The organism is Ensifer sp., from assembly GCF_035999135.1.
In the GTDB taxonomy this organism is placed as follows: Bacteria; Pseudomonadota; Alphaproteobacteria; order Rhizobiales; family Rhizobiaceae; genus Ensifer.
This window is the reverse complement of record NZ_DASYGZ010000144.1, coordinates 205,115-225,874: the sequence shown is the minus strand read 5'-3', so window position 1 is coordinate 225,874 and position 20,760 is coordinate 205,115. Positions and strand designations below refer to the sequence as shown.

Sequence of the window (20,760 nt, the reverse complement as noted above, 5' to 3'; positions counted from 1 at the left end):
CCATGGAACCGCTCGTCTCGAAGACCGAGTTTCGCAACGCCATGGCGCGGGTCTGCGCGCCGGTCAACGTCATCACCACAAACGGACCCGCCGGACGCGGCGGGTTCACCGCCACCGCCATGTGCTCGGTGACCGACGAGCCGCCGACGCTGCTCGTCTGTATGAACCGCAATTCCGCACAATGCGGGTTGTTCATCGACAACCGCCGCTTCTGCGTCAACGTGCTCAGCCACGACCACCGGGACCTCGCCGGCCATTTCGCAGGCGCAACGAAGGACATGGCCGAACGCTACGCGGCCGCCGACTGGGTCGAGATGTCGTCGGGAAGCTACGCGGTCAAGGACGCGATCGTCTCGCTCGACTGCGAACTGGCGGAAGCGCGGCTTCTGGGCACTCACCATATCCTGATTGGCCGGGTCGTCGGCATCCGTTCGCGCAGCGACGGCAATGCGCTGCTCTATTTCGACCGCAATTACGTGCACGTGCCGACCCAGCTTGGAAGCTTCGGCGGCTGACCCAATCGAGGGCCAACCTTTCACGCCTTCGGCATGCCGCCGGGACGAAGGTGTTTCCTGAGCGCGGCAATGCGGAAGATCGCATTGGCCGCGCCGTAGCCATGGTAGCCATCGCGCTGCACGATTTCGAAGAAGAACCCTTCGCCGAAGGTCGGGCTGTAGAGCTGAAAATAAGCGCCGTGCTCGTCCCGGTCATAGAGGATGTTGTGGGCGCGCAGTCGGTCGGTCAGGACAGGGTCGAGGCCGAAGCGGGCCTCGAGATCGTCGTAGTAGTTCGGCGAAATCGTCAGCGTGGCGAAGCCGTTCCTGGCGAGCGCTGCGGCCGTCGCAAAAATATCGTCGGTGCTGAAGGCGAGGTGTTGAATGCCGGAACCGAAGGTTTCAGCGAGAAAATGTCCGGCAAGCGTGTTGCGGTTTTCCGCACCGTTCATGGTGATGCGCAGGGTGCCCGGCGCATTCTCGATCACCTGGCTGCGCACAAGACCGGCGGGATCGAAAATGTCGACCATCGGCAGTTTGTCGGCTTTGAGGATCGAGGTGTAAAACAGCTGCCAGGTCGACAATTCTTCATATCGCACCGTCTGGGCCACGTGGTCGATGGCGACGAGATGCGCTGAGGTCGATGCAGAACTCTCTTTGATCGGTTCGAAATCCGTTTCCCAGATGCGCCCGAGCTTCGAGCGCTGATCGAGGAAATAGACAAGGCCGCCGCCAGCGCCACGGACGGCCGGCATCCCGGTTTCGCCTGGATCAAGCGGCTGTTCGAAGGGTTCGGCGCCCAGCGCCACGGCACGGGCAAGGGCGGCTTCAGCGTCATCGACCAGCAGTGCGAGCGCATAGGCCGTCGCACCATGGACCAGATAGGAGGAATTGGCGAAGCCACGCCGCTCCTTGTTGATGACCAGATTGATCTCGCCCTGACGGAACACCGTCACGTCCTTCGATCGGTGTTTCGCGACAGCTGAAAAGCCGAGCCCGCCGATCAGCGCCTCGAGTTGCGGCACGTCCTTTCCGTCGGCGGCGAATTCGACGAAAGCGACACCGTTGACCTGGGCTCGCTCGGGCATCGGCTTCAACGGCAGGCTCCCGCCCGGTTCGGCCCGTCCGACCTCGTCGCCAAGATAGATCAGTGAACGATAACCGTCCGCTGCGACGGTCGTCGGCGAACCGCCGCGAAACTGGTCGTTGAAGATTTCGAGCGAGAGATAGCCATCGTAGCCCGTGGCCACCACGGCCTGCATGAATTCGCGCACGGGCAGATCACCCTCGCCCGGCATGTTGCGATAGTGCCGGCTCCATTGCAGAAGATCCATGTCGAGGAGCGGCGCGTCGGCAAGCTGGAGGATGAACAGTTTCTCCTTCGGGATCGAGCGGATGGAATTGACCTCGATCTTGCGCGCCAGCGAATGAAAGCTGTCGAGCACGAGGCCGATCGCCGGATGATCGGCGCGGCGCACGATCTCCCAGGCGTCGCGATGGTCGTTGATGTGCCGCCCCCAGGCGAGCGCCTCATAGCCGACCCTCAGACCCCGCGCGGCCGCCCGCTCGCCAAGGGCGTGAAAATCGTCCGCGGCGCGGTCGAGGCCGCCGACCGAAACCGGCGAGACGTTGGAGCAGACGAGGATCAGGTCGGTTCCCAGCTCCTGCATCAGATCGAACTTCCGCTCGGCGCGATCGAAGGTCCGGCTGCGCAGATGTTCCGGCATGCCCTCGAAGTCGCGAAAGGGCTGGAGGAGTGCGACCTCCAGGCCGCGGTCGCGCACCATCCGGCCGATCTGCCGTGGGCTTTCGTCAGACACCAACAGGTCGTTCTCGAATATCTCGACGCCGTCGAAGCCGGCTGCCGCGATGGCGTCCAGCTTCTCCGGCAAGGTGCCGCTCAAGGTTACGGTCGCAATCGACGTCTTCATCACGGGGTCCTCGTCAAGGCGGCAGCGCTTGTGCGGACACACGGAAAACCGTGCCCGCAAGAATGGCCGCAGGTGGTATCTCGATTGGCTTTTTCTGAACCGCCGGCCTAGCCGCCGGCGTCGCTCATGCGTATTCCGGCTGGAAGCCCGACAGGTTGGTGTCGAGGCGTCCCAGAATCGACAGCAGGATCTGGCGCTTGCGTTCGCGTCGGGCGGCCGGCGACTGCATGTCGGCATCGAACACGGCCGAGAATGTCGCCCGGTTCGAGACGTTGAAGAAGCAGAGCGCCGAAATGGTCATGTGGACTTCGATCGGCGTGATGCTCTGGCGAAAGATGTCGGTTTCGTAGCCGCGTCTGAGCAGGCGCTCGATCCGCTGGATGATCGGCCGGTGCAGTTCCGGAACGAGCGACGACGCCGCAAGATACTTCGCGTCGTTCAGGTTCTCGCCCATCACCAGCTTGACGTGGTTCGGGTGGGCGAAATGGAATTCGAAGCAGAAATCCACGAGGTTCTTGAGCGACTGCCTCGGGTCGTCCTCTTCGAGGTTGATCTCGACTTCGGCGCGGCGCATGCGGCCATAGGCGTGCTCCAGCACCGCCACATAGAGCTTCGCCTTCGACGCAAAGTAGTAATAGATCATGCGCTTGGAACGGCGGGACTTGGCGGCGATGCTGTCGACCGTCGTGCCGGCATAGCCGTGGCGCGCGAACTGGATTTCCGCCGCATGCAGAATGTCGGTGCGGGTGCGCTCCGGGTCGTTCGTCGGCTCGGCCCGCTGATACTTGCGCCTTGCGTCGCCTGCCGCCTTTCGCGTCGTCTCGTCCATGCTTTTTCCGCCGTCACTCAGGATGCCGAAGATGCCCAGGCTCCTTATCGTGATGGTCCGCCTCCCTTCAAGTCACCGAACCGAATATTCCATCCGGTTCATTACAGCAGGCAAACCGCCTGTTGAAGCAATAATGAACTGATACGTTCATTATGGTCAAGATATGCGCGGGAACCGCGACTCATGAAATTTTCTGAGAAACTCATAATCCAGCGGTACATTTTGTTGATTAATAAGCATTTTTGCCTGAAACACGCATCTTTCCCCACAATTGACAGTCGGCTTGGCGCAGCATTATTAATGTACCAACTCAAACATTTGGTGACAGCGCGGCAGGGGAGATGGCCGGCTGAAGCCACCGGGAGGAAACGGTGAGTTATCAATTCGACTTCGGGGTGGTGCTTGCCGCCTGGCCAGATCTCTTGCGCGGGTGTCTGCTGACGCTTTCGATCTCCTTCCAGGCGATGCTGCTCGGGCTCGCTATCGGCCTTGCCTGCGTCATCCTGCGCCGGACCGGCTATGCGCCCGCCATCTTCGCCGTCAAGACCTTCGTCGAGATCATCCGCAACACGCCGTTTCTGGTGCAGGCCTTCTTCATCTTTCTCGGCCTGCCCTCGCTCGGCATCCGCCTCAGCCCGGATGTGGCCGCGATCCTGGCACTCGGTCTCAATGGCGGCGCCTATGCGACGGAGATCATCCGCAGCGGCGTCGACTCCATCCATAAGGGTCAGATCGAAGCCGGCTACGCACTCGGGCTCAAGCCGTTGCAGATCTTCCGCCACATCATCCTGGTGCCGGCGCTGCGCATCTGTTTCCCAGCGCTCGGCAGCCAGTTCATCCTGTTGATGCTGACCTCGAGCATCGTCGCTTCGATTTCAGCGGTGGAGCTGACCACGATCGGCCAACTCTTGGAAACGACGACGTTTCGAAGCTTCGAGATCTACCTGACCCTGACCGGTCTTTACCTCGCCATGTCCGCCCTCCTGGCCGCGCTGTTTGCGACCATCGAGCGCCTGTTTCTCTCATACCCGGTCCGGTGACGCCATGATCCGCTCCTTCGGCCTCGACGAATTCCTGTTCCTGTTGCAGTCCTTCGGATGGACGCTGGTCCTGTCGGGCATCGCCTTTGCCTGCGGCGCCGTCGGGGGCCTCGCGATCGCGCTTCTGAGAACCGCGCCCTATGCGCCGCTGCGGTCGCTGGCCGCCGCCTACATTATCGTCTTCCAGGGCACGCCGCTGCTGATGCAGCTCTTCGTCATCTATTACGGCGTCGCGCTGCTCGCGATCGACGTCAATGCCTGGGTCGCCCTGTCGATCGGCTTGATGCTGCATGCCAGCGCCTATCTCGGCGAGATCTGGCGCGGCGTTATCTTCGCCGTGCCGAAAGGCCAGGAAGAGGCGGCAAAGGCTCTGGGTCTCAAATACTGGAACCGCACCTTCTACGTCATCCTGCCGCAGGCACTGCGCATGGCGTTGCCGAGCACCGTCGGCTTCCTGGTGCAGCTGATCAAGGGCACGTCGCTCGCAGCAATCATCGGCTTCACCGAGGTCACGCGCGCCGGCCAGATCATCTCGAACGCGACCTATCAGCCGATGCTCGTCTTCGGCATCGTCGGCGCGCTGTACTTCGCGCTGTGCTGGCCGCTGTCGCTCTTCAGCGAACGACTGGAAAAACGCTTCGCTGCCGCACGGTAGCGCCTGGAAAACTGCATCACCTGGCAAGGAGGAGAGCCAAATGAGCATGATATCGAAAGCAGCAGCATTTGCAGGACGAGGCCGGCTGGCCGGATTGGCGGTGACCGTCGCAGCCCTCGGGATCGCGGCTTCGACTGCGCAGGCACAGAGCTTCGAGGAACTGCGCAAGAACGGCAAGATCGTCATCGGCATCCAGGGCGAAAATCCGCCTTGGGGCTTCGTCGACGGCAGCAACCAGAGCGTCGGCTTCGATGCCGATGTCGGCAATCTGCTTGGCAAGAAGATCGGCGTGCCCGTTCAGTTCGAGCGCGTCGCCGTCGCCAACCGCATTCCGTCGCTGATGACGGGCAAGGTCGATGCGCTGATCGCCGTCATGGGCATGTATCCGGACCGCGCCAAGGTCGTGCAGTTCACCAAGCCCTATTCGGCGATCGACATCACGCTCATCGCCAAGCCGGAAACCAGCATCAAATCGCCTGCGGATCTCAAGGGCATGCGCATCGCCGTTGCCCGCGCCTCGGCCCAGGACAAGGCGGTGACGGCGGCGGCACCCGACGCGACGATCCAGCGCTTCGACGACGATTCCACCGCCATCCAGGCGTTCCTTGCCGGCCAGGTCGACGCGCTTGGTGCCAACAACACCTACAATCTGAGCATCGCCAAGGTCGCGCCGACAGCCCAGTTCGAGGTCAAGCTGGACTTCAACCGCCAGTACAACGGCATCAGCGTGCGCCCCGGCCAGAAACAGTATGTCGAGGAACTCAACGCCTTCATCGACGAGATTAAGGCGAACGGCGAACTGGACAAGATTTACGAGCGCTGGCTCGGCCAGAAGGTGCCGGAGTTCCCGGCGTCTCTGCCCGATATCCCCTTCGCCGTGAACTGACCGGCGCTTGAGGAGGAAGGCATCGTGAACACGCCCCAGATCCAGAAAAGTGCAGCCATCGACCCGATGATCGTCATGGACGGTGTCGGCAAGTGGTACGGTGCCTTTCATGCGCTGAAGAACATCAACCTGACGGTCGCAAAGGGCGAAAAAGTCGTGCTTTGCGGCCCGTCGGGGTCCGGAAAATCCACACTCATCCGCTGCATCAACCACCTCGAAGCGATCGCCGAGGGCCGGATCGTCGTCGATGGTATCGGGCTTAACAAAAGCGCTTCGATCGACGCCATTCGCCGCGAGGTCGGCATGGTGTTCCAGAGCTTCAATCTGTTCCCGCACATGACCGTGCTCAACAACTGCATGCTGGCGCCGATGAAGGTGCGGGGCCTGAAGGCCAGCAAGGCCGAGGAGATCGCCCGCACCTATCTCGAGCGCGTCCGCATCGCCGACCAGGCCGACAAGTACCCGGCCCAGCTTTCCGGCGGACAGCAGCAACGGGTCGCGATTGCCCGCGCGCTCTGCATGAACCCGAAGGTCCTGCTCTTCGACGAACCGACGTCGGCGCTGGATCCGGAAATGGTCAAGGAAGTGCTCGACACCATGGTGTCCCTCGCCGGTGAAGGCCGCACCATGGTGTGCGTTACGCACGAGATGGGCTTTGCCCGTGCCGTCGCCGACCGGGTGATCTTCATGGCCGGCGGCGAAATCGTCGAGGAGGCGACCCCCGCCGAGTTCTTCACCAATCCAAGAGGCGAAAGGACGCGGACCTTTCTCGGTCAGATCCTCGGACACTGACCACCCATACTGACCCTGACTGTCAACGAGCGCAGGCCTGCCCGCATGCGCCGACGGCTTACTGCTGCCTTTTGCCAGCAAAACAAAGGAGATTTCAACGGATGTCCAGGATCACGATCGCCGTCATCGGCGCCGGATTGATCGGGCGCAAGCACCTGAAGAAGGTGATCGACCATGCCGACTTCGAACTTGTCGGCATCGCCGACGTCAACAGCGATGTGGTCGGCGCGCAATACCCCGGCATACCCGTCTTTGCCAACTATCGTCGTCTGCTCGACGAAACCCGCCCGATGGCGGCGATCATCGCTTCGCCCAACCAGGTCCACGCCGAAATCGGCATCGAATGCGCCCGCCGCGGCATCCACATCCTTGTCGAAAAGCCCGTGACCGACACGCTCGAGGCGGCCTCGCACCTGATCGAGGAGGTCCACCGGTCCGGCATCCGCACGCTGGTCGGCCATCATCGCCGTCACCACGACCAGGTGCGGAAATTGCGCGGCCTGATCGGCGACAAGGATATCGGCGCGCTGGTCGGCGTCTCGGCGATCTGGGCCGCCTACAAGCCGGATGCGTATTTCCAGGTGGCACCGTGGCGGACCCAGGAGGGTGGCGGGCCGGTTCTGATCAACCTGATCCACGAGATCGACTTCCTGCGCTTCACCGCCGGCGAAATCGTCGCCGTCAGCGCCGTCACCTCCAGCGATCAGCGCCACTTCGCCGTCGAGGACACAGCAGGTGCTGTGCTCGAATTCGAAAACGGCGCCATCGGCACCTTCATCATCAGCGACAGCGCCGTGACCCCGTGGACGGTCGAACAGGGTGTGGGCGAGGCGGTCGAGTTCCCCTTCAGCGGCGAGAGCAGCTATCGCTTCCTCGGCAGCCACGGTTCGCTCGAATTCCCCAATCTCGTGCGCTGGGACCAGTCGCCGGAGGAGCGGACCTGGAACCGGCCAGTTCGCGCGCAACGGCTGTTTTCGACGACGATCGACCCCTATGTCGCCCAGCTCGAGCACTTCCGCGACGTCATCCGCGGCACGGCCGAAAGCCTGCAAACCGTCGAGGACGGGGCGCGCACGTTGATCGCGACGCTCGCGGTCACCGAAGCGGCGCGACGCAAGGCAAGGGTCGAGCTCGGCGCCCGCTACCAGTCGCTTGCCGCCTGACCCGATCCATAACACCTCAGGAACCGAAAGTATGACCGCAAAACCGATCTACGTTCTCAACGGCACGAACCTCAACCTCTTGGGAGAGCGCGAGCCGCATATCTATGGCTACACCACGCTTGCCGACATCGAAGCGAGTTGCCGCAGGACCAACGCGGCGGAAACGCACGGGATCGTTTTCCGCCAGTCCAATCATGAAGGGGTGATCGTCGACTGGATTCACGAGGCCCGCCAGGAGGGCTCGGCGATCGTCATCAATGCCGGCGCGCTGACCCACACCTCGATTGCGATCCACGATGCGCTCAAGGCCTTCTCCGGCCCGATCATCGAGCTGCACATTACCAACGTTCACCGCCGCGAGGAATTTCGCCACCACTCCTACATCTCCTTCGCCGCCACCGCCGTCATCTGCGGGCTCGGACCGGCGGGTTACGACGTCGCCGTGGAACAGGCAGCCAGACTCACTGCGCAGTAAAAACACAGGCGAGGCCGTCGGTGATGACGGCCTCGCCTGACGCTTGATGTGTCGGTTCTACTCCGCCGCAGCCTCCAGGCCCTTCGCAGAGGTCGACGCCTTGCGACCCTGCAGCTTCCTGAACAGGAAGAAATAGAGCTTGATGTACTGCCCGACGAGAATGGCGTTGAGGATCGTGCCCTCGCGGATGAACTTGACCTCGGCGAGGAACAGCAATCCGATGCAGGCCGACAGAACCAGCAGGGTGCAGTCGAAGCCGGTCTTGATGTTGCCCCACTTCCAGCCGGTGCGCTTGAAGATCGTGTTGACGAACATGTCGATCGGCATCAGCACGAGATTGGCGCGGATCATCAGGAACAGGCCGAAGGCGAGTGCGGCATCGGCGAACACCAGCAGTGCTACCCGCAGCGGATAGGCGTCGAGCTTGATGAACTCGGTGATCCCCAGGTTGAAATCGAGGAAGACCGCCAGCACGAAGGCCGGGATCAAGGACGCGAAGTTCTTGAGCTTGAAGTCCTTGGGCAGCACCAGGTAAGTCAAAAACAGCATGATCAGTTCGAGCATGAAGTTGTAGGTGCCCTGGCTGAAGGGCGGGTAGACCAGCGTCATGGTTCTCGTCAGGCTGCTCTGGGGCGAGATGCCGATGCCGGCTCTGATCGCCAGGCTGACCCCGAATGTCAGCACATAGATGCCGACGACATACATGATCCAGCGCCGGGTTAGGCTGCCGGTATCGACGATCTCGGCTTCCGCCGCATTATGGTCCATAGTTTCCTCCCTCGGATCTTTTGCGGGCTTCTTTCGCCCGCTGCTCATCCCCCCTCAGAGATGAGCCTGTGAACGTCTGGCCTATCCACCGGTTGCGGCGGCCAAACCCATTTCCTGACCGGCGGGCGCCGAAGCGCCCGTCGGCATTTCTGAACTGGCTCCTAGGCCATAAACCGGAAGCGGTGCAACGAGATGAACAGGCTCAGCAGCTTGTTGACCACCGGTTCGCCCTCATTGCGGTTGCCCAGCGCCTCCAGCGCCGCGTCGATCGCGCCGGCGCTTGCCGTCAGCTCCGTCACGGTCATGTTGGCCATGACACCGTAGATCTCGAGCGGCATGACGGCTTTATCGACCTTGCCCTCGGTCACGATGCAGGCGCCGGCATAGCTGTCCACGCGCTTCAGGCAGTGGCACATTTCGGTGCTATCCTCGCCGACAACAACGAAATAGGGCTTCGGCGCCGGCCAGAACGTGGCGACTGCGCCACGCTCGAGGGAGACGCCCTTGAACAGGCCGTTGACGACGTGACGCTTGCCATCGGCATAACGCTGGACGACCGACAGCCGGCTCAGTTTCACGCCGTCATGCTCCGCGACGACCTTGCCGTCCTTAAGCGGAACCCAGATCTCCTGATAGAACTTGGCGTGGCCGCGACCATAGACGTCGAAGAGATAGACCTTCGCACGGGTCCCGTCTTCCGACACCTCCAGAGGCACGATGTCAAGCTGCTCCGGCGTCAGATCACCGAGCCCGGTGACCCCGTCCTTGCACATACCGGAATAGTCGATCTCGGCATTTTTCAGGAGCTTGCGGTCCTTGGCGACCAGCTCGCCATCCTTGAAGACGTAGAGCGGGTTGATGCGCGACAGGCTGTCGGTCAAGACGATATCGGCGAAACGGCCGGGGGTCAGCGAGCCGATCTTGTCCTCCATATGGAACGAGCGCGCGGTGTTGTAGGTCGCCATCTTGATCGCGTGGATCGGGTTGATGCCCATTTCCGCGCAAAGCGAGATGATCCAGTCCATATGCCCCATGGTCAGCAGCCGCTCGATCGAGATGTTGTCGGTGCAGAGCATGAAGTTGTCGGTCGGCCATTTGCGGTCGACGATCGCGCGCAAAAGCACCTTGATCACCTCGCTGCTGCCGACCCCGAACTTGATATGCGTCGGGAAGCCGTAGCGGATGCTCTTTTCGATGTCCTTCTCGTTCCAGACGTCGTGATTGTTGGAGACGCCGATCGCCGGCAGGTAGTTGAGCATCATGTCGGAAAGGGCGGTGACGCCCCAGTGGCCGTTCATGAAGCCGCCTTTGGCCCGAACCCAGGCCGCCTTGCGGAAGTCGTCGTCATTGCCGGAGCTGTACGTGAAATGCTCAAACTCGCCGAGACCGATCACCGGCTCCATCTTGAGCACGGCTTCCGTCACCGACGCCGCGGTCTTCTTGCCCGGCGCAAAGGCATAGAGCCGGTAGGGCAGCTGCTCGTAATCCTTAAACAGCGCCTCGGCGGCCTCGATGCCCTCCTTGCCGGCGGCACTCAGCAAATCCAGGCATTCGGCATAGATCGTCGTCGTGCCGCAGGGCACCATCGCCTCGGCGAGTGCGGTCGGATGAGCGAGCTGCGATTCAAAATGGATATGGGCGTCGATCAGACCGGGGATGGCATAGAGGCCCTTGCCGTCGAACACGTCCTTGACCTTCAGGACCGCCTCGTCCGGGTTCAAGGCGATGATGCGCTTGTCGTAGACGAGAATGGATCCCTGATAGACGGTCTCACCGTGAACATCGAGGATGTTCAGGTTCTTCAGGAGGAGGTCGGCCTCCTTCTCGCCGTTCACGATATCGAAGATGGCGCGCACCGTGTCGTAGTGCGCGGCTTCAGTGCTGTTCACGAATAGTCCTCCACATTCCTTGTCGCCGGCGCCTGCGAACAGGCATGGTCGGCGATACCGATGATCGATTGAGCTCCCGCAGGCGCCGCCACTGCGCGCCCCTCGCCAACCATAAGAGGCCATTGCACCGCTTCCGAAAAGCAGTATTAAATGCGCGCATCGTTCTCTTTTCGAGAACGCATGAAACAGGAAGATCCTCATGCTGCACTCGCGCGTACTGCGCTACATCGACGAAGTGGCGCGCTGCGGCTCGATCCGCGGCGCCAGTGAACGGCTGAACGTCGCGGCGTCCGCCATCAACAAGCATGTGCTGCAGCTGGAGGAGGAAATCGGCGAACCGCTGTTCGAGCGACTGCCGCGTGGCCTGCGGCTGACGCCTGCCGGAGACATCCTGGTCGCGCATGTGCGGCGCACGATGAAGGAGTACAACCAGGTCGAAGCCGAGATCCGAGACATCAAGGCCTTGCAGAGCGGCGAGGTGATCATTGCCACGATGAACGGCCTTGCGGGCGGCATCGTACCAAAGGCCGTCGCCACATTCGGCGCCCGCCACCCGCGGCTCAAGATCACGATCAGGGTGATGTTTGCCCGCGATATCGTTCAGGCGGTTTCCGATGGCGAAGCCGATCTCGGCTTCGCGTTCAACCTGCCGCCCGCGCCGCAACTCGAAACCCTCTGGAAGATGGATACCCGTCTTGGCGCGGTGGTGGCACCGGAGCATCCGCTCGTCGGCATGGAAACGCTGCCGCTTGCCTCCTGCCAGCCCTATCCGCTGATCTTTGCCGACAGGTCGATGCAGATCCACGGCATCGTCGCGGACGCCTTCGCGCAGGCCGGCGTCGAGGTCGAGCCGACCTATCTCACCAACTCGATCGAGGCGATGAAGTGCCTTGCCGCCGCAGGCGACGGCATTGCCTTCCTCAGCAAATTCGACATCACCGAAGAACAGCGCAACGGCATGCTCACCTATCTGCAGATTCGCGACCGGACATTCGGCAAAAACGTGCTTTCGCTCGTCCAGCGCGAGAAGCGCAGCCACGGCCTTGCAGCCTCGATGTTCGCCGAGGAAATCATGCGGTCGTTGCGCAGCGCGATGGAGTGACCGCCACCGGGATGACATCCTGGCGACGCCCGTGCATTCGCGGCGTGGCAGTCGGTCGAGTTCTAGAGCTGGATCCAGGCCGTCTTCAGATCTGTGTATTTGTCGAGCGCATGCAGCGACTTGTCGTGACCGTTGCCGGACTGCCTGACGCCGCCGAGCGGCACCGTGTTGTCGGCGCCGCCATAGGTGTTGACGTGCACGACGCCGGCCCGGATGCCACGCACCATGCGGTGGGCCCGCGACAGATTTGCGGTCCAGACGGCCGAGGCCAGACCATAATCGGTCGCATTGGCGATCTTCAGCGCGTCTGCTTCGTCGTCAAACGGAATGATCGCGAGCACAGGCCCGAAGACTTCTTCCTTCGCCAGCTTCATTTCGGGCTGGACGTCGAAAACCGTCGGCTGCATGTAGAAGCCGCCGGTCTCTTCGAGGGTGCGCTTGCCGCCTGAGCGCAGCCCTGCGCCCTCCGCTTCCGCTTCACGAACAAACTCAAGGTTCTTCAGGAGCTGGGCCTCGCTCGAGATCGCGCCCGCCTCGGTGGAGAGAAGCAACGGATCGCCGACCTTCATCGACGCAGCGATAGCAGCCACCTTCTCGGCGAAGACTTCGTGGATGGAGCGCTCGACCAGTAGCCTTGAGCCGGCGACACAGACCTGGCCGGAATTGCGGAAGATGCCGTAGGCCGAGACGCGCGCCGCCTGATCGAGATCCGGCGCATCGGCAAAGACCACATTCGGCGACTTGCCGCCGAGTTCGAGGTAAACGCGCTTCAGGTTGGAGCGTGCGGAGTATTCCAGCAGCCGCCGGCCGACACCGCCCGAGCCGGTGAAGGCGAGCACGTCGATATCGCCGTGCAGGCCGATCGCCTCCCCCGTCGTCGCACCTCGGCCGGTGACGACGTTCAAGACACCCTCCGGCAGACCGGCCTCGGCGCAGATATCCGCAAGCCTGAGCAGGCTGAGCGACGCGCCTTCGGCCGGCTTCAGCACCACCGAGTTGCCGGCCGCAAGCGCCGGGGCGATCTTCCAGGCGCCGATCATCAGCGGGAAGTTCCAGGGCACGATCGCCGCGACCACGCCGACGGGCTCGCGATGCACGAGACCAAGGATGTTGTCGGCCGTCGGCGCGATCTCGCCATAGACCTTGTCGAGCGCCTCGGCGTAGTAACGGAAGGTGCCGGCGGCACTGCCCGGCTCCGCCTTCAGCGCCATGGAAATTTCGGTGCCATTGTCGCGCACACCGAGCACGGCGAGCTCCAGCGCCTGCGCTTCGATGATCTCGGCGATGCGCGTCAGCACCTTCTTGCGCACCACCGGCGCCGCCTTTGACCAGCTTCCCTTTTCGAAGGCCGCGCGCGCGGAGCGAACCGCTGCATCTACGTCGACGGCACCCGCATCGGCAATCGTCGTCAGATGGCTGCCGTCGATCGGCGAGACGACATCAAGCGTTTGACCGGACAGGCTCTCCACCCAGTGGCCGCCGATAAACAGCTTCTGCCCGGCGACGGGAAGGCTTCGCAACTGGTCGATGTTGTCCTGCATGATGTCTGGTCCCGTTTGACGTTTTGGGGACGGCGGAAAATCCGCCGTCCCGGTTGTTCGAGATCGCGCGGTTCCCGGAATTCTGGGTCCGGGAACCACAAGGCTGCCGTCAGACTTCCTGGCCGGCGCCGAGGCGGGCGAATTCGAGCGGGTTGCCCGACTTCAGCGATGCTGCAAGCACTAGACCGATCACGCCGAAGATCACCACCAGCCCCGGCAGCAACACCGCGAGCATGCCGGTTGCGCCGGCAAGATCGCCGAAATTGACGGCAATGGCGATGATGACGGCAACAAGGATCAGCCCGGTTACGACGGGAATGACCTTGGTCACCAGCGGGTTGCGTTCGAGACCGGGATTGCGGCCGAAGAAGGCGACAATCGCAAAGGCGGTAAACGCCATCAGCGTCATGACGGCGAGCGTACCGACATTGGTGAGCCACGAAAACAGCGCCAGCACCGGGTCCTGACCGGTGGCGGCAAAGAGCGCCACGACCAGCACGGCGATCACGGTCTGGATCAGCGAGCCAACATGGGGGCTGTGGTAGACCGGATGGGTGACGCCGATCGAGGCCGGCAGCAGCCGTTCGCGGCCGGCGACATAGAGGTAGCGCGCGACGCCGTTGTGGAACGCCAGCACGCCGGCAAAAAGGCTGGTGACGAAGAGCACGTTCATCAGCGGCGGCAGCCAGCCACCGGCATAGCGTTCGGCAAGGCCGAAGAGGAACGTCGTCGGATCGGCAAGGCTCTGCAATTCCGGCACCAGCTTATCGGCACCGGCGGCATTCACCATCAGCCAGGAGGTGAACATGTAGAAGATGCCGATGATGAGCACCGAGATGTAGGTCGCGCGCGGCACGGTTTTGTGAGGCTCACGCGCCTCTTCGCTGTAGATCGTCGTTGCCTCGAAGCCGATGAAGGCGGCAAAGCAGAAGAGAATGCCGATCGACGGCGAGCCGGACAGAACCGCCGAAGGCGTGAACGAGACGGCGGTCAGGCCGCTGTCGCCGCCATTGGCGAGGATCGCCACGTCGATGACGAGCACGACGAGATATTCGAGGATGACGAGGACCGTCAGCACCTTGGCGGAGAGATCGACGCGGCGATAACCGAGCACGCCGACTGCGGCGATGCCGATAAAGGTCCAGACCCACCAGGGAAGATCGATGCCAAGGCCGGCGAAGAGGCCGGCAGTGGCTGCACCGAAGAGGCCGAAAACGCCGATCTGCATGGCGTTATAGGCAAGGATTGCGATCATCGCGGCCGCACCGCCCATCAGGCCGCCGAGCCCTTGAGCCGTGTAGGCGTAAAAGGCGCCGGCATTGCGGATATGCCGGGCCATGGCGACATAGCCGACGGAAAACAGCAGCAGGATCAGCGTGACGATGAGGAAGGTGCCGGGAATGCCGGCGCCGTTTCCAAGCAGCATCGACAGCGGAACGCCGCCGGCAACCGCCGTCAAAGGTGCTGCCGCTGAGACGACGAGAAAGGTGACCGCGCCGACGCCAAGGGCGTTCTTGCGCAATTGGTTCGGCCCGGTCTCGGGCGACGATGGAGTTGTCATGGTGTCAGTTCCCCTTGTTGGCGATAGCGCCTTTTTGCCGCTGGTCCTTCTCTCCAGAGGCATGCTCCCAGAAGCGGACGAGAGGCGCGGGGTCTTGCTTTTTATCTTGGCCGCGCAAGTCTTTCGGTTCAATATGTGAACCTTAGCTTCAAATATAGACTTGCAAATGCCGCGCGGTCCTGTCAAGTTATTTCGCATGTTAAGTATCTCGACCTGAGGCATGAGGGCGGACGCACCGCCCCATCAACGGGAACAGGCGGAGAGACTTGCGACGGCGCTCAACGAGGAGGAATGGATGAGCACCATCGGTAAGGCCCTGACTTTGCTCGACACGATCTCGCGCCTGGAGAAGGAAGCGGGCCTGAGCGACATCGCCAGGCACTGTGCGCTCGACAAGGCGACCACTAGGCGCTTTCTCGTCGAACTGGAAAAGCACGGCTTCGTCGAGCAGGACCCGGAAACGCGGCGCTATCGCCTCGGCGGCGCGCCGGTGCGCCTTGCCCGCATCCGCGAGACGCGTTTTCCCTATCTGAGCGTCGCAACACCCTTTGCCCGGGAGCTGGCTAACCTGACAGGCGAGACGGTCCATCTCTCCGAGCACGCCGCCGGCCGCCTGTCGACCATCCACGTCGAGGATTCGCAGCGGGCACACCGGGTGATCGTCGATGTCGGCAGCATCCTGCCGTTCCACGCCACCGCATCCGGCCTCGGCTTTCTGGCCTTCTGCCCGCAGAAGGACATCGACGCGGCCCTGTCGGCGCCGCTTCAAGCGTTCACCGACCACACGCTGACCGAGCCGGCAGCCCTCCGCCAGACCTTGGGGGAGACGCTGCGCCGCGGCTACTCGATCTGCCATCACGGGCTTGAAACCGGCGTCGTCAGCGTTGCCGCTCCGATCCGCGCGCCCGGTAGCCCGCCGGTCGGCGCCATCGCTATCGCGGCGCCTGCGACTCGGGCCGAAAAAGAAACGGTCGAGCAGATGGGCCGCGCGGCGATGACCGCAGCGCGGCGCATTTCCGAAAGACTTTTCGGGTTGGAGCAGGTTGCTGCCGATCCGCTGGCAAGGAGGGCCGGCTGATGAATGCAATGAACCGTCTCCCCAACATCCTGGTCGTGGGTACGGGAGACACCAAATGCGACGAACTCCAGTTCATGGCGTCCGTCATCCGCGAAGCCGGCGGCCTGCCCGTGATGATGGATGTCAGCATTCTCGGCGATCCGCCCTACCAGCCGGAATTTTCCCGCCACGACATCGCCGACGCCGCCGGCGTGACGATCGAAGCAATTGCCGCGAGCGGTGACGAACACAGCGCCATGGCGCTGATGGCAGAAGGTGCTGCCGCCCTTACGCGGTCGCTCCACGAGGCCGGCCAGGCCGATGGCGTCATCATCCTCGGCGGCTCCATGGGCACCGATCTGGCGCTCGACGTTGCCGCGGCGCTACCGCTCGGCGTGCCGAAATTCATCGTCTCGACCATTGCCTATTCGCACCTTCTGCCACCGGAGCGCATCGCCCCCGATCTGATGATGATTCTCTGGGCCGGCGGGCTCTACGGCCTCAACGGCATCTGCCGTTCGGTGCTCTCGCAGGCCTGCGGCGCAGTCGTGGGTGCCGCGCGCTTCGGCACGAAGCCGGACGGATCGCGGCCGCTGGTCGGCATGACCTCGCTCGGCTCGAGCTGCCTCAAATACATGAAGCACCTGAAGCCCGAGCTTGAGCGCCGTGGCTACGATGTCGCCGTCTTCCATGCGACCGGCATGGGCGGACGCGCCTTCGAGGCCATTGCCGCCGAGAAGGGCTTCACCGCCGTCTTCGACTTCTGCATCCAGGAGGTCAGCAACCATCACCACGGCACCGTGGTGACTTCCGGTCCGGACCGGCTGGAGAATGCCGGACGCGCCGGAATCCCCCAGATCGTCGCACCCGGCGCCGTCGACATGGTCGACCTGCCCGCCTGGCAGCCCGTTCCGGACGCTTTTGCCGATCGCCCGTACCACGCCCACAACCGGCTGCTCGGCTCCGTGACCACGTCGTCGGAGGGGCGGCGCGAGATCGCCCGCGTGATCGGCGGCAAGCTTAAGGATGCCAGCGCCGAGGTCGCCTTCATCCTGCCGCTTGGGGGCATTCAGGAATGGGACCAGCCGGGCGAGCCGTTGCATGAGCCTGAAGCGCTCGAAGCCTTCGTCGTCGAGATGCGCCGGCAGATCCCGGCAAGCGTCGCCCTGCACGAAGTCGACAGCCACATCAACGCGCCGGAATTCTCGCAGGCAGCACTGGCGATCTTCGACGACTGGGTGGTGCGCGGCATCGTGCCCGAGGGCCGGCCATGAGCGATCGCGCGCTGATCCTCGATTTCGGCGGCGTCGTCACCCGCACGCTGTTTGAGACACACGACATCACCGAACGCGCGCTCGGTCTTTCGCCAGGCACGCTCACATGGCGCGGTCCCTTCGACACGGCGACCGATCCGCTCTGGGCGGCCATGCAACGGCGCGAGATCACCGAGCGGGACTACTGGACGACCCGCACTCGCGAAGTCGGGCAATTGCTCGGCGAAGACTGGAGCGACATGAAGACCTTCGTGCAGCGGGCGCGCGGAGCCGAGCCGGAACTCGTGCTCAGGCCCGAAGCACGGGCCGCTATCCTTGCCGCCCACGGGGCCGGCATTCGCCTCGCGATCCTCTCCAACGAGCTCGACCTCTTCTATGGGGTCGCGTTCCGCGAACGCTTCCCTTTGATCGAACTTTTCGAGACGATCGTCGACGCCACCTACACCAACATCCTGAAACCGGACCCGCGCGCCTACGAACTGGTGCTGAGCCAGCTCGACGTGCCGCGCGAGGCCTGCGTCTTCGTGGATGACCAGTTGAAGAACATCGAGGGTGCGCGGGCCGTCGGCCTGCCTCACGTCCATTTCGACGTCACCCGACCCGCAGAAAGTTACGCCAGAGCGCTTCGGATGCTCGGCCTCGAACGGACAGGAGCATGACCATGCGCGAAACCAACTTCCTCATCGAGAACAACGCCCGCCATCTCTGGCATCCGATGGCCCATCCGGCCGAGATGCAGGCGACGCCGCCGCGCATCATCAATGCCGGAGAGGGCGTCGAGATCGTCGACATCCACGGCAAGAAGGTGCTCGATGCGGTCGGCGGCCTCTGGAACGTCAATCTGGGCTATTCCTGCGAGCCGGTGAAGGAGGCGATCCGCCTCCAGCTCGACGACCTGCCCTACTATTCGACCTTTCGAGGCACCACCAACTCGCCGCTGATCGAGCTTTCCTACGAGCTCGCCGAATGGTTTCGCGAGGACGGGCTGACGCGCTCGTTCTTCACCTCCGGTGGCTCGGATTCCGTCGAGACCTGCCTGCGTCTCGCTCGCCAGTACCACAAGCTCAACGGCCAGCCGGAGCGCACCAAGTTTGTCGCCCTGAAGAAGGGTTATCACGGCACCCATTTCGGCGGCGCATCGGTCAACGGCAACGCCAATTTCCGTCGCAACTACGAGCCGCTGCTGCCGGGCGTCTTCCACCTGCCGGCGCCCTATAGCTACCGCAACCCGTTCGACACGACCGACGGCGCGGTGATTGCCAAGTCGATTGCCCGCCTGTTGGAGGACGAGATCGCCTTCCAGGGGGCCGACACCATCGCGGCCTTAATCATGGAGCCGGTGCTTGGCGCCGGCGGCGTGATCGTGCCTCACGAGACCTTCATGCCTTTGATGCGCGAGATCTGCGACCGCCACGGCATCCTGCTGATTGCCGACGAGGTGATCACCGCCTTCGGCCGCACCGGCGCCTGGACCGGCTCGCGGCTTTGGGGCGTGAAGCCCGATTTCATGTCGACGGCGAAGGCGATCACCAATGGCTATTATCCCTTCGGCGCGGTGATGATCGCCGACAAGGTCGCGCAAGCCTTCGAGAGCAACAAGACGGCGGCCGGATCGATCGGTCACGGCTACACCTATTCCGGCCACCCGGTCGGCGCCGCGGCAGCACTCGCGACCTTGAAGGAAACGCGCAAGCACAACGTGGCGGAAAACGCCGAGGCACGCGGCGAGGAACTGATGGCTGGCCTCGAAGCGCTGAAGACCCGGCACGAGCTGATCGGCGACGTGCGCGGCAAGGGGCTGATGTGCGCGCTCGAACTCGTTTCCGACCGCGAGAAGAAATCAGCAGCAGCGAAGGATATCGTCCAGAAGGTCCAGGACGTGACCTATGATGCCGGTGTCATGGTGCGGACTTCGGGCGCCAACGTCATTTTGTCGCCGCCGCTGGTCATCACGGCAACCGATGTCACCCGCATTCTGACGGCGCTCGACGCCGGCCTCACGGCAGCACGGGGATAGCGGGATGAACAACCGGGACCTGATCGCGCGCCGCGAGCGGCTGCTCGGGCGCAACATGTCGCTCTTCTACGAAGAGCCGGTGCATCTGGTGCGCGGCGAAGGCGTCTGGCTCTATGACGCCGATGGCCGCCGCTATCTCGACTGCTACAACAATGTGCCGCATGTCGGCCATTGCCATCCGCGGGTGACCGACGCGATCGCCCAGCAGGCCTCAACGCTCAACACCCACACCCGTTATCTGCACGAAGGCATTCTCGATTATGTCGAGCGGCTGACCGCCACCTTCGACGAGAGCCTCGACACGGCAATCCTGACCTGCACCGGCAGCGAGGCGAACGACGTCGCGCTGCGCATGGCGCAGGCCGTGACCGGCAAAACCGGGGTGATCGCCACTGACCATACCTATCACGGCAACACGGCGGCCGTGTCGCAGCTTTCGACCCGCATGCCGCCGGTCGGCGGCTTTGGCGGCCATGTCCGCCACGTGCCTGCACCCGACAGCTACCGGCCGCTCGGCGGCGAGCCGGGTGCGGCTTTCGCAGCAGCGTTTACCGCCAAGGTGGAGGAAGCGATCGCCTCGCTCGAAAAAAGTCCGCACGGTTTTTCGGCGCTGATCATCGATCCCTTCTTTGCCAATGAGGGCTTTCCGGATCTGCCCACGGGCTTTCTCGACGGCGCGGTCGCTGCCGTCAGAAGGGCCGGCGGTCTTGTGATTGCCGACGAGGTCCAGCCGGGTTTCGGCCGTACCGGCGGGCATATGTGGGGACACCAGAAAGCGGGCATCGTCCCTGATGTCGTCACGCTCGGAAAGCCGATGGGCAACGGTCACCCGATCGGCGGCGTGGTGGCGGGCGCCGAGACGCTCAACGCCTTCCGCAAGGCGTTTCGCTACTTCAACACCTTCGGTGGCAACCCGGTCTCCTGTGCGGCGGCCATGGCCGTGCTCGACGTCATCGAAGACGAGAACCTGATCGAGAACGCCGCCAACATCGGCGCCTACGCCAAGGCGGGTCTCACCCGACTTGCGGAAAAGCACGGGGTGATCGGCAATATCAGGGGCACCGGGCTGTTCTTCGGTGCCGAGCTTGTTATCGACCGCGCCGAAAAAACGCCGGCGAGCACGCTCGCGACGAAGGTGATCAACGCCATGCGCGAGCGCGGCGTGCTGATGGGCAAGCTCGGCATCCACCAGTGCACGACGAAGATCAGACCGCCCATGCCCTTTACCCGCGACAATGCGGATCTGATGCTGTCGGCGCTCGACGACGTGCTCTCGGGCCTGTGAG

19 protein-coding genes are annotated in these 20,760 nt (G+C 63.2%); 13 read left to right on the top strand and 6 right to left on the bottom strand.

The features are described from left to right. Window positions 1–2 precede the first annotated feature (2 nt). Complete coding sequence (locus VGO12_RS18405; RefSeq protein WP_327514182.1) at window positions 3–515, top strand: flavin reductase; 513 nt, start codon at window positions 3–5, stop codon at window positions 513–515. Between the two features lie 20 nt (window positions 516–535). Here the strand turns inward: VGO12_RS18405 and VGO12_RS18400 are convergent, their stop codons facing one another. Further along, window positions 536–2,425 carry a bifunctional sugar phosphate isomerase/epimerase/4-hydroxyphenylpyruvate dioxygenase family protein gene (locus VGO12_RS18400; protein ID WP_327514181.1) on the bottom strand — a complete coding sequence of 630 codons (1,890 nt, stop codon included), beginning with the start codon at window positions 2,423–2,425 and terminating at the stop codon, window positions 536–538. A 124-nt stretch (window positions 2,426–2,549) separates the two neighbouring features. Further along, window positions 2,550–3,254: a TetR/AcrR family transcriptional regulator gene (locus VGO12_RS18395; RefSeq protein WP_327514180.1), complete on the bottom strand. Its 705-nt coding sequence runs from the start codon at window positions 3,252–3,254 to the stop codon at window positions 2,550–2,552. A gap of 371 nt (window positions 3,255–3,625) precedes the next feature. Between VGO12_RS18395 and VGO12_RS18390 the strand changes: the two genes are divergently transcribed. The 6 genes from VGO12_RS18390 (at window position 3,626) to aroQ (ending at window position 8,265) form a co-directional block, all read left to right on the top strand. Beyond that, window positions 3,626–4,294: an amino acid ABC transporter permease gene (locus tag VGO12_RS18390; protein ID WP_327514179.1), complete on the top strand. Its 669-nt coding sequence runs from the start codon at window positions 3,626–3,628 to the stop codon at window positions 4,292–4,294. A gap of 4 nt (window positions 4,295–4,298) precedes the next feature. Beyond that, complete coding sequence (locus tag VGO12_RS18385; protein WP_327514178.1) at window positions 4,299–4,949, top strand: amino acid ABC transporter permease; 651 nt, start codon at window positions 4,299–4,301, stop codon at window positions 4,947–4,949. Window positions 4,950–4,989: 40 nt separating this feature from the next. Continuing rightward, on the top strand, window positions 4,990–5,835 hold the full coding sequence (locus tag VGO12_RS18380; protein ID WP_327514177.1) for a transporter substrate-binding domain-containing protein: 846 nt from the start codon (window positions 4,990–4,992) through the stop codon (window positions 5,833–5,835). 66 nt (window positions 5,836–5,901) lie between these two features. Continuing rightward, complete coding sequence (locus tag VGO12_RS18375; protein ID WP_327514224.1) at window positions 5,902–6,627, top strand: amino acid ABC transporter ATP-binding protein; 726 nt, start codon at window positions 5,902–5,904, stop codon at window positions 6,625–6,627. Window positions 6,628–6,728: 101 nt separating this feature from the next. Then, window positions 6,729–7,790, top strand: coding sequence for a Gfo/Idh/MocA family oxidoreductase (locus VGO12_RS18370; RefSeq protein ID WP_327514176.1), 1,062 nt, complete (start codon window positions 6,729–6,731; stop codon window positions 7,788–7,790). Between the two features lie 31 nt (window positions 7,791–7,821). After that, window positions 7,822–8,265: a type II 3-dehydroquinate dehydratase gene (gene aroQ / locus VGO12_RS18365; protein WP_327514175.1), complete on the top strand. Its 444-nt coding sequence runs from the start codon at window positions 7,822–7,824 to the stop codon at window positions 8,263–8,265. 57 nt (window positions 8,266–8,322) lie between these two features. Here aroQ and VGO12_RS18360 read toward each other — a convergent pair whose 3' ends face one another. Both VGO12_RS18360 and VGO12_RS18355 read right to left on the bottom strand, forming a co-directional pair. After that, on the bottom strand, window positions 8,323–9,033 hold the full coding sequence (locus VGO12_RS18360) for a YczE/YyaS/YitT family protein (RefSeq protein WP_327514174.1): 711 nt from the start codon (window positions 9,031–9,033) through the stop codon (window positions 8,323–8,325). A 161-nt stretch (window positions 9,034–9,194) separates the two neighbouring features. Next, on the bottom strand, window positions 9,195–10,922 hold the full coding sequence (locus VGO12_RS18355; protein WP_327514173.1) for an amidohydrolase family protein: 1,728 nt from the start codon (window positions 10,920–10,922) through the stop codon (window positions 9,195–9,197). A gap of 199 nt (window positions 10,923–11,121) precedes the next feature. On the opposite strand from VGO12_RS18355, the gene VGO12_RS18350 reads away from it, so the two are divergent. Then, on the top strand, window positions 11,122–12,024 hold the full coding sequence (locus VGO12_RS18350; protein WP_327514172.1) for a LysR family transcriptional regulator: 903 nt from the start codon (window positions 11,122–11,124) through the stop codon (window positions 12,022–12,024). Between the two features lie 62 nt (window positions 12,025–12,086). Here VGO12_RS18350 and VGO12_RS18345 read toward each other — a convergent pair whose 3' ends face one another. Together VGO12_RS18345 and VGO12_RS18340 are read right to left on the bottom strand one after the other, a co-directional pair. Next, a complete protein-coding gene (locus VGO12_RS18345) occupies window positions 12,087–13,565 on the bottom strand; it encodes an aldehyde dehydrogenase (RefSeq protein WP_327514171.1) in 1,479 nt (492 codons plus the stop codon). A gap of 109 nt (window positions 13,566–13,674) precedes the next feature. Next, entirely contained in the window at window positions 13,675–15,126 is a 1,452-nt protein-coding gene (locus VGO12_RS18340) for an APC family permease (RefSeq protein ID WP_327514170.1), read from the bottom strand. A 295-nt stretch (window positions 15,127–15,421) separates the two neighbouring features. Between VGO12_RS18340 and VGO12_RS18335 the strand changes: the two genes are divergently transcribed. From VGO12_RS18335 to VGO12_RS18315, 5 genes are read left to right on the top strand one after another with little or no spacing between them, the layout of a single operon-like run. After that, on the top strand, window positions 15,422–16,204 hold the full coding sequence (locus tag VGO12_RS18335) for an IclR family transcriptional regulator (RefSeq protein WP_327514169.1): 783 nt from the start codon (window positions 15,422–15,424) through the stop codon (window positions 16,202–16,204). Beyond that, window positions 16,204–17,457, top strand: coding sequence for a Tm-1-like ATP-binding domain-containing protein (locus VGO12_RS18330; RefSeq protein ID WP_327514168.1), 1,254 nt, complete (start codon window positions 16,204–16,206; stop codon window positions 17,455–17,457). Before VGO12_RS18335 ends, VGO12_RS18330 begins: the two co-directional genes overlap by 1 nt. After that, window positions 17,454–18,116 (top strand): HAD-IA family hydrolase, encoded by a 663-nt coding sequence (locus VGO12_RS18325; protein ID WP_327514167.1) that lies wholly within the window; start codon window positions 17,454–17,456, stop codon window positions 18,114–18,116. The genes VGO12_RS18330 and VGO12_RS18325 overlap by 4 nt, the downstream gene beginning before the upstream one ends. A gap of 2 nt (window positions 18,117–18,118) precedes the next feature. After that, a complete protein-coding gene (locus VGO12_RS18320; protein ID WP_327514223.1) occupies window positions 18,119–19,474 on the top strand; it encodes an aspartate aminotransferase family protein in 1,356 nt (451 codons plus the stop codon). A gap of 4 nt (window positions 19,475–19,478) precedes the next feature. Beyond that, window positions 19,479–20,759 (top strand): aspartate aminotransferase family protein, encoded by a 1,281-nt coding sequence (locus VGO12_RS18315; protein ID WP_327514166.1) that lies wholly within the window; start codon window positions 19,479–19,481, stop codon window positions 20,757–20,759. Window position 20,760: the final 1 nt, after the last annotated feature.

What these genes read in the sequence shown, in the direction of transcription:
- VGO12_RS18375 (WP_327514224.1), top strand. Translation starts at nt 5,902, where the DNA reads ATGATCGTCATGGACGGTGTCGGCAAGTGGTACGGTGCCTTTCATGCG.
- VGO12_RS18325 (WP_327514167.1), top strand. Translation starts at nt 17,454, where the DNA reads ATGAGCGATCGCGCGCTGATCCTCGATTTCGGCGGCGTCGTCACCCGC.
- VGO12_RS18400 (WP_327514181.1), bottom strand. Translation starts at nt 2,425, where the DNA reads ATGAAGACGTCGATTGCGACCGTAACCTTGAGCGGCACCTTGCCGGAG.
- VGO12_RS18315 (WP_327514166.1), top strand. Translation starts at nt 19,479, where the DNA reads ATGAACAACCGGGACCTGATCGCGCGCCGCGAGCGGCTGCTCGGGCGC.
- VGO12_RS18340 (WP_327514170.1), bottom strand. Translation starts at nt 15,126, where the DNA reads ATGACAACTCCATCGTCGCCCGAGACCGGGCCGAACCAATTGCGCAAG.
- VGO12_RS18335 (WP_327514169.1), top strand. Translation starts at nt 15,422, where the DNA reads ATGAGCACCATCGGTAAGGCCCTGACTTTGCTCGACACGATCTCGCGC.
- VGO12_RS18405 (WP_327514182.1), top strand. Translation starts at nt 3, where the DNA reads ATGGAACCGCTCGTCTCGAAGACCGAGTTTCGCAACGCCATGGCGCGG.
- VGO12_RS18350 (WP_327514172.1), top strand. Translation starts at nt 11,122, where the DNA reads ATGCTGCACTCGCGCGTACTGCGCTACATCGACGAAGTGGCGCGCTGC.
- aroQ (WP_327514175.1), top strand. Translation starts at nt 7,822, where the DNA reads ATGACCGCAAAACCGATCTACGTTCTCAACGGCACGAACCTCAACCTC.
- VGO12_RS18370 (WP_327514176.1), top strand. Translation starts at nt 6,729, where the DNA reads ATGTCCAGGATCACGATCGCCGTCATCGGCGCCGGATTGATCGGGCGC.
- VGO12_RS18330 (WP_327514168.1), top strand. Translation starts at nt 16,204, where the DNA reads ATGAATGCAATGAACCGTCTCCCCAACATCCTGGTCGTGGGTACGGGA.
- VGO12_RS18320 (WP_327514223.1), top strand. Translation starts at nt 18,119, where the DNA reads ATGCGCGAAACCAACTTCCTCATCGAGAACAACGCCCGCCATCTCTGG.
- VGO12_RS18395 (WP_327514180.1), bottom strand. Translation starts at nt 3,254, where the DNA reads ATGGACGAGACGACGCGAAAGGCGGCAGGCGACGCAAGGCGCAAGTAT.
- VGO12_RS18345 (WP_327514171.1), bottom strand. Translation starts at nt 13,565, where the DNA reads ATGCAGGACAACATCGACCAGTTGCGAAGCCTTCCCGTCGCCGGGCAG.
- VGO12_RS18385 (WP_327514178.1), top strand. Translation starts at nt 4,299, where the DNA reads ATGATCCGCTCCTTCGGCCTCGACGAATTCCTGTTCCTGTTGCAGTCC.
- VGO12_RS18360 (WP_327514174.1), bottom strand. Translation starts at nt 9,033, where the DNA reads ATGGACCATAATGCGGCGGAAGCCGAGATCGTCGATACCGGCAGCCTA.
- VGO12_RS18380 (WP_327514177.1), top strand. Translation starts at nt 4,990, where the DNA reads ATGAGCATGATATCGAAAGCAGCAGCATTTGCAGGACGAGGCCGGCTG.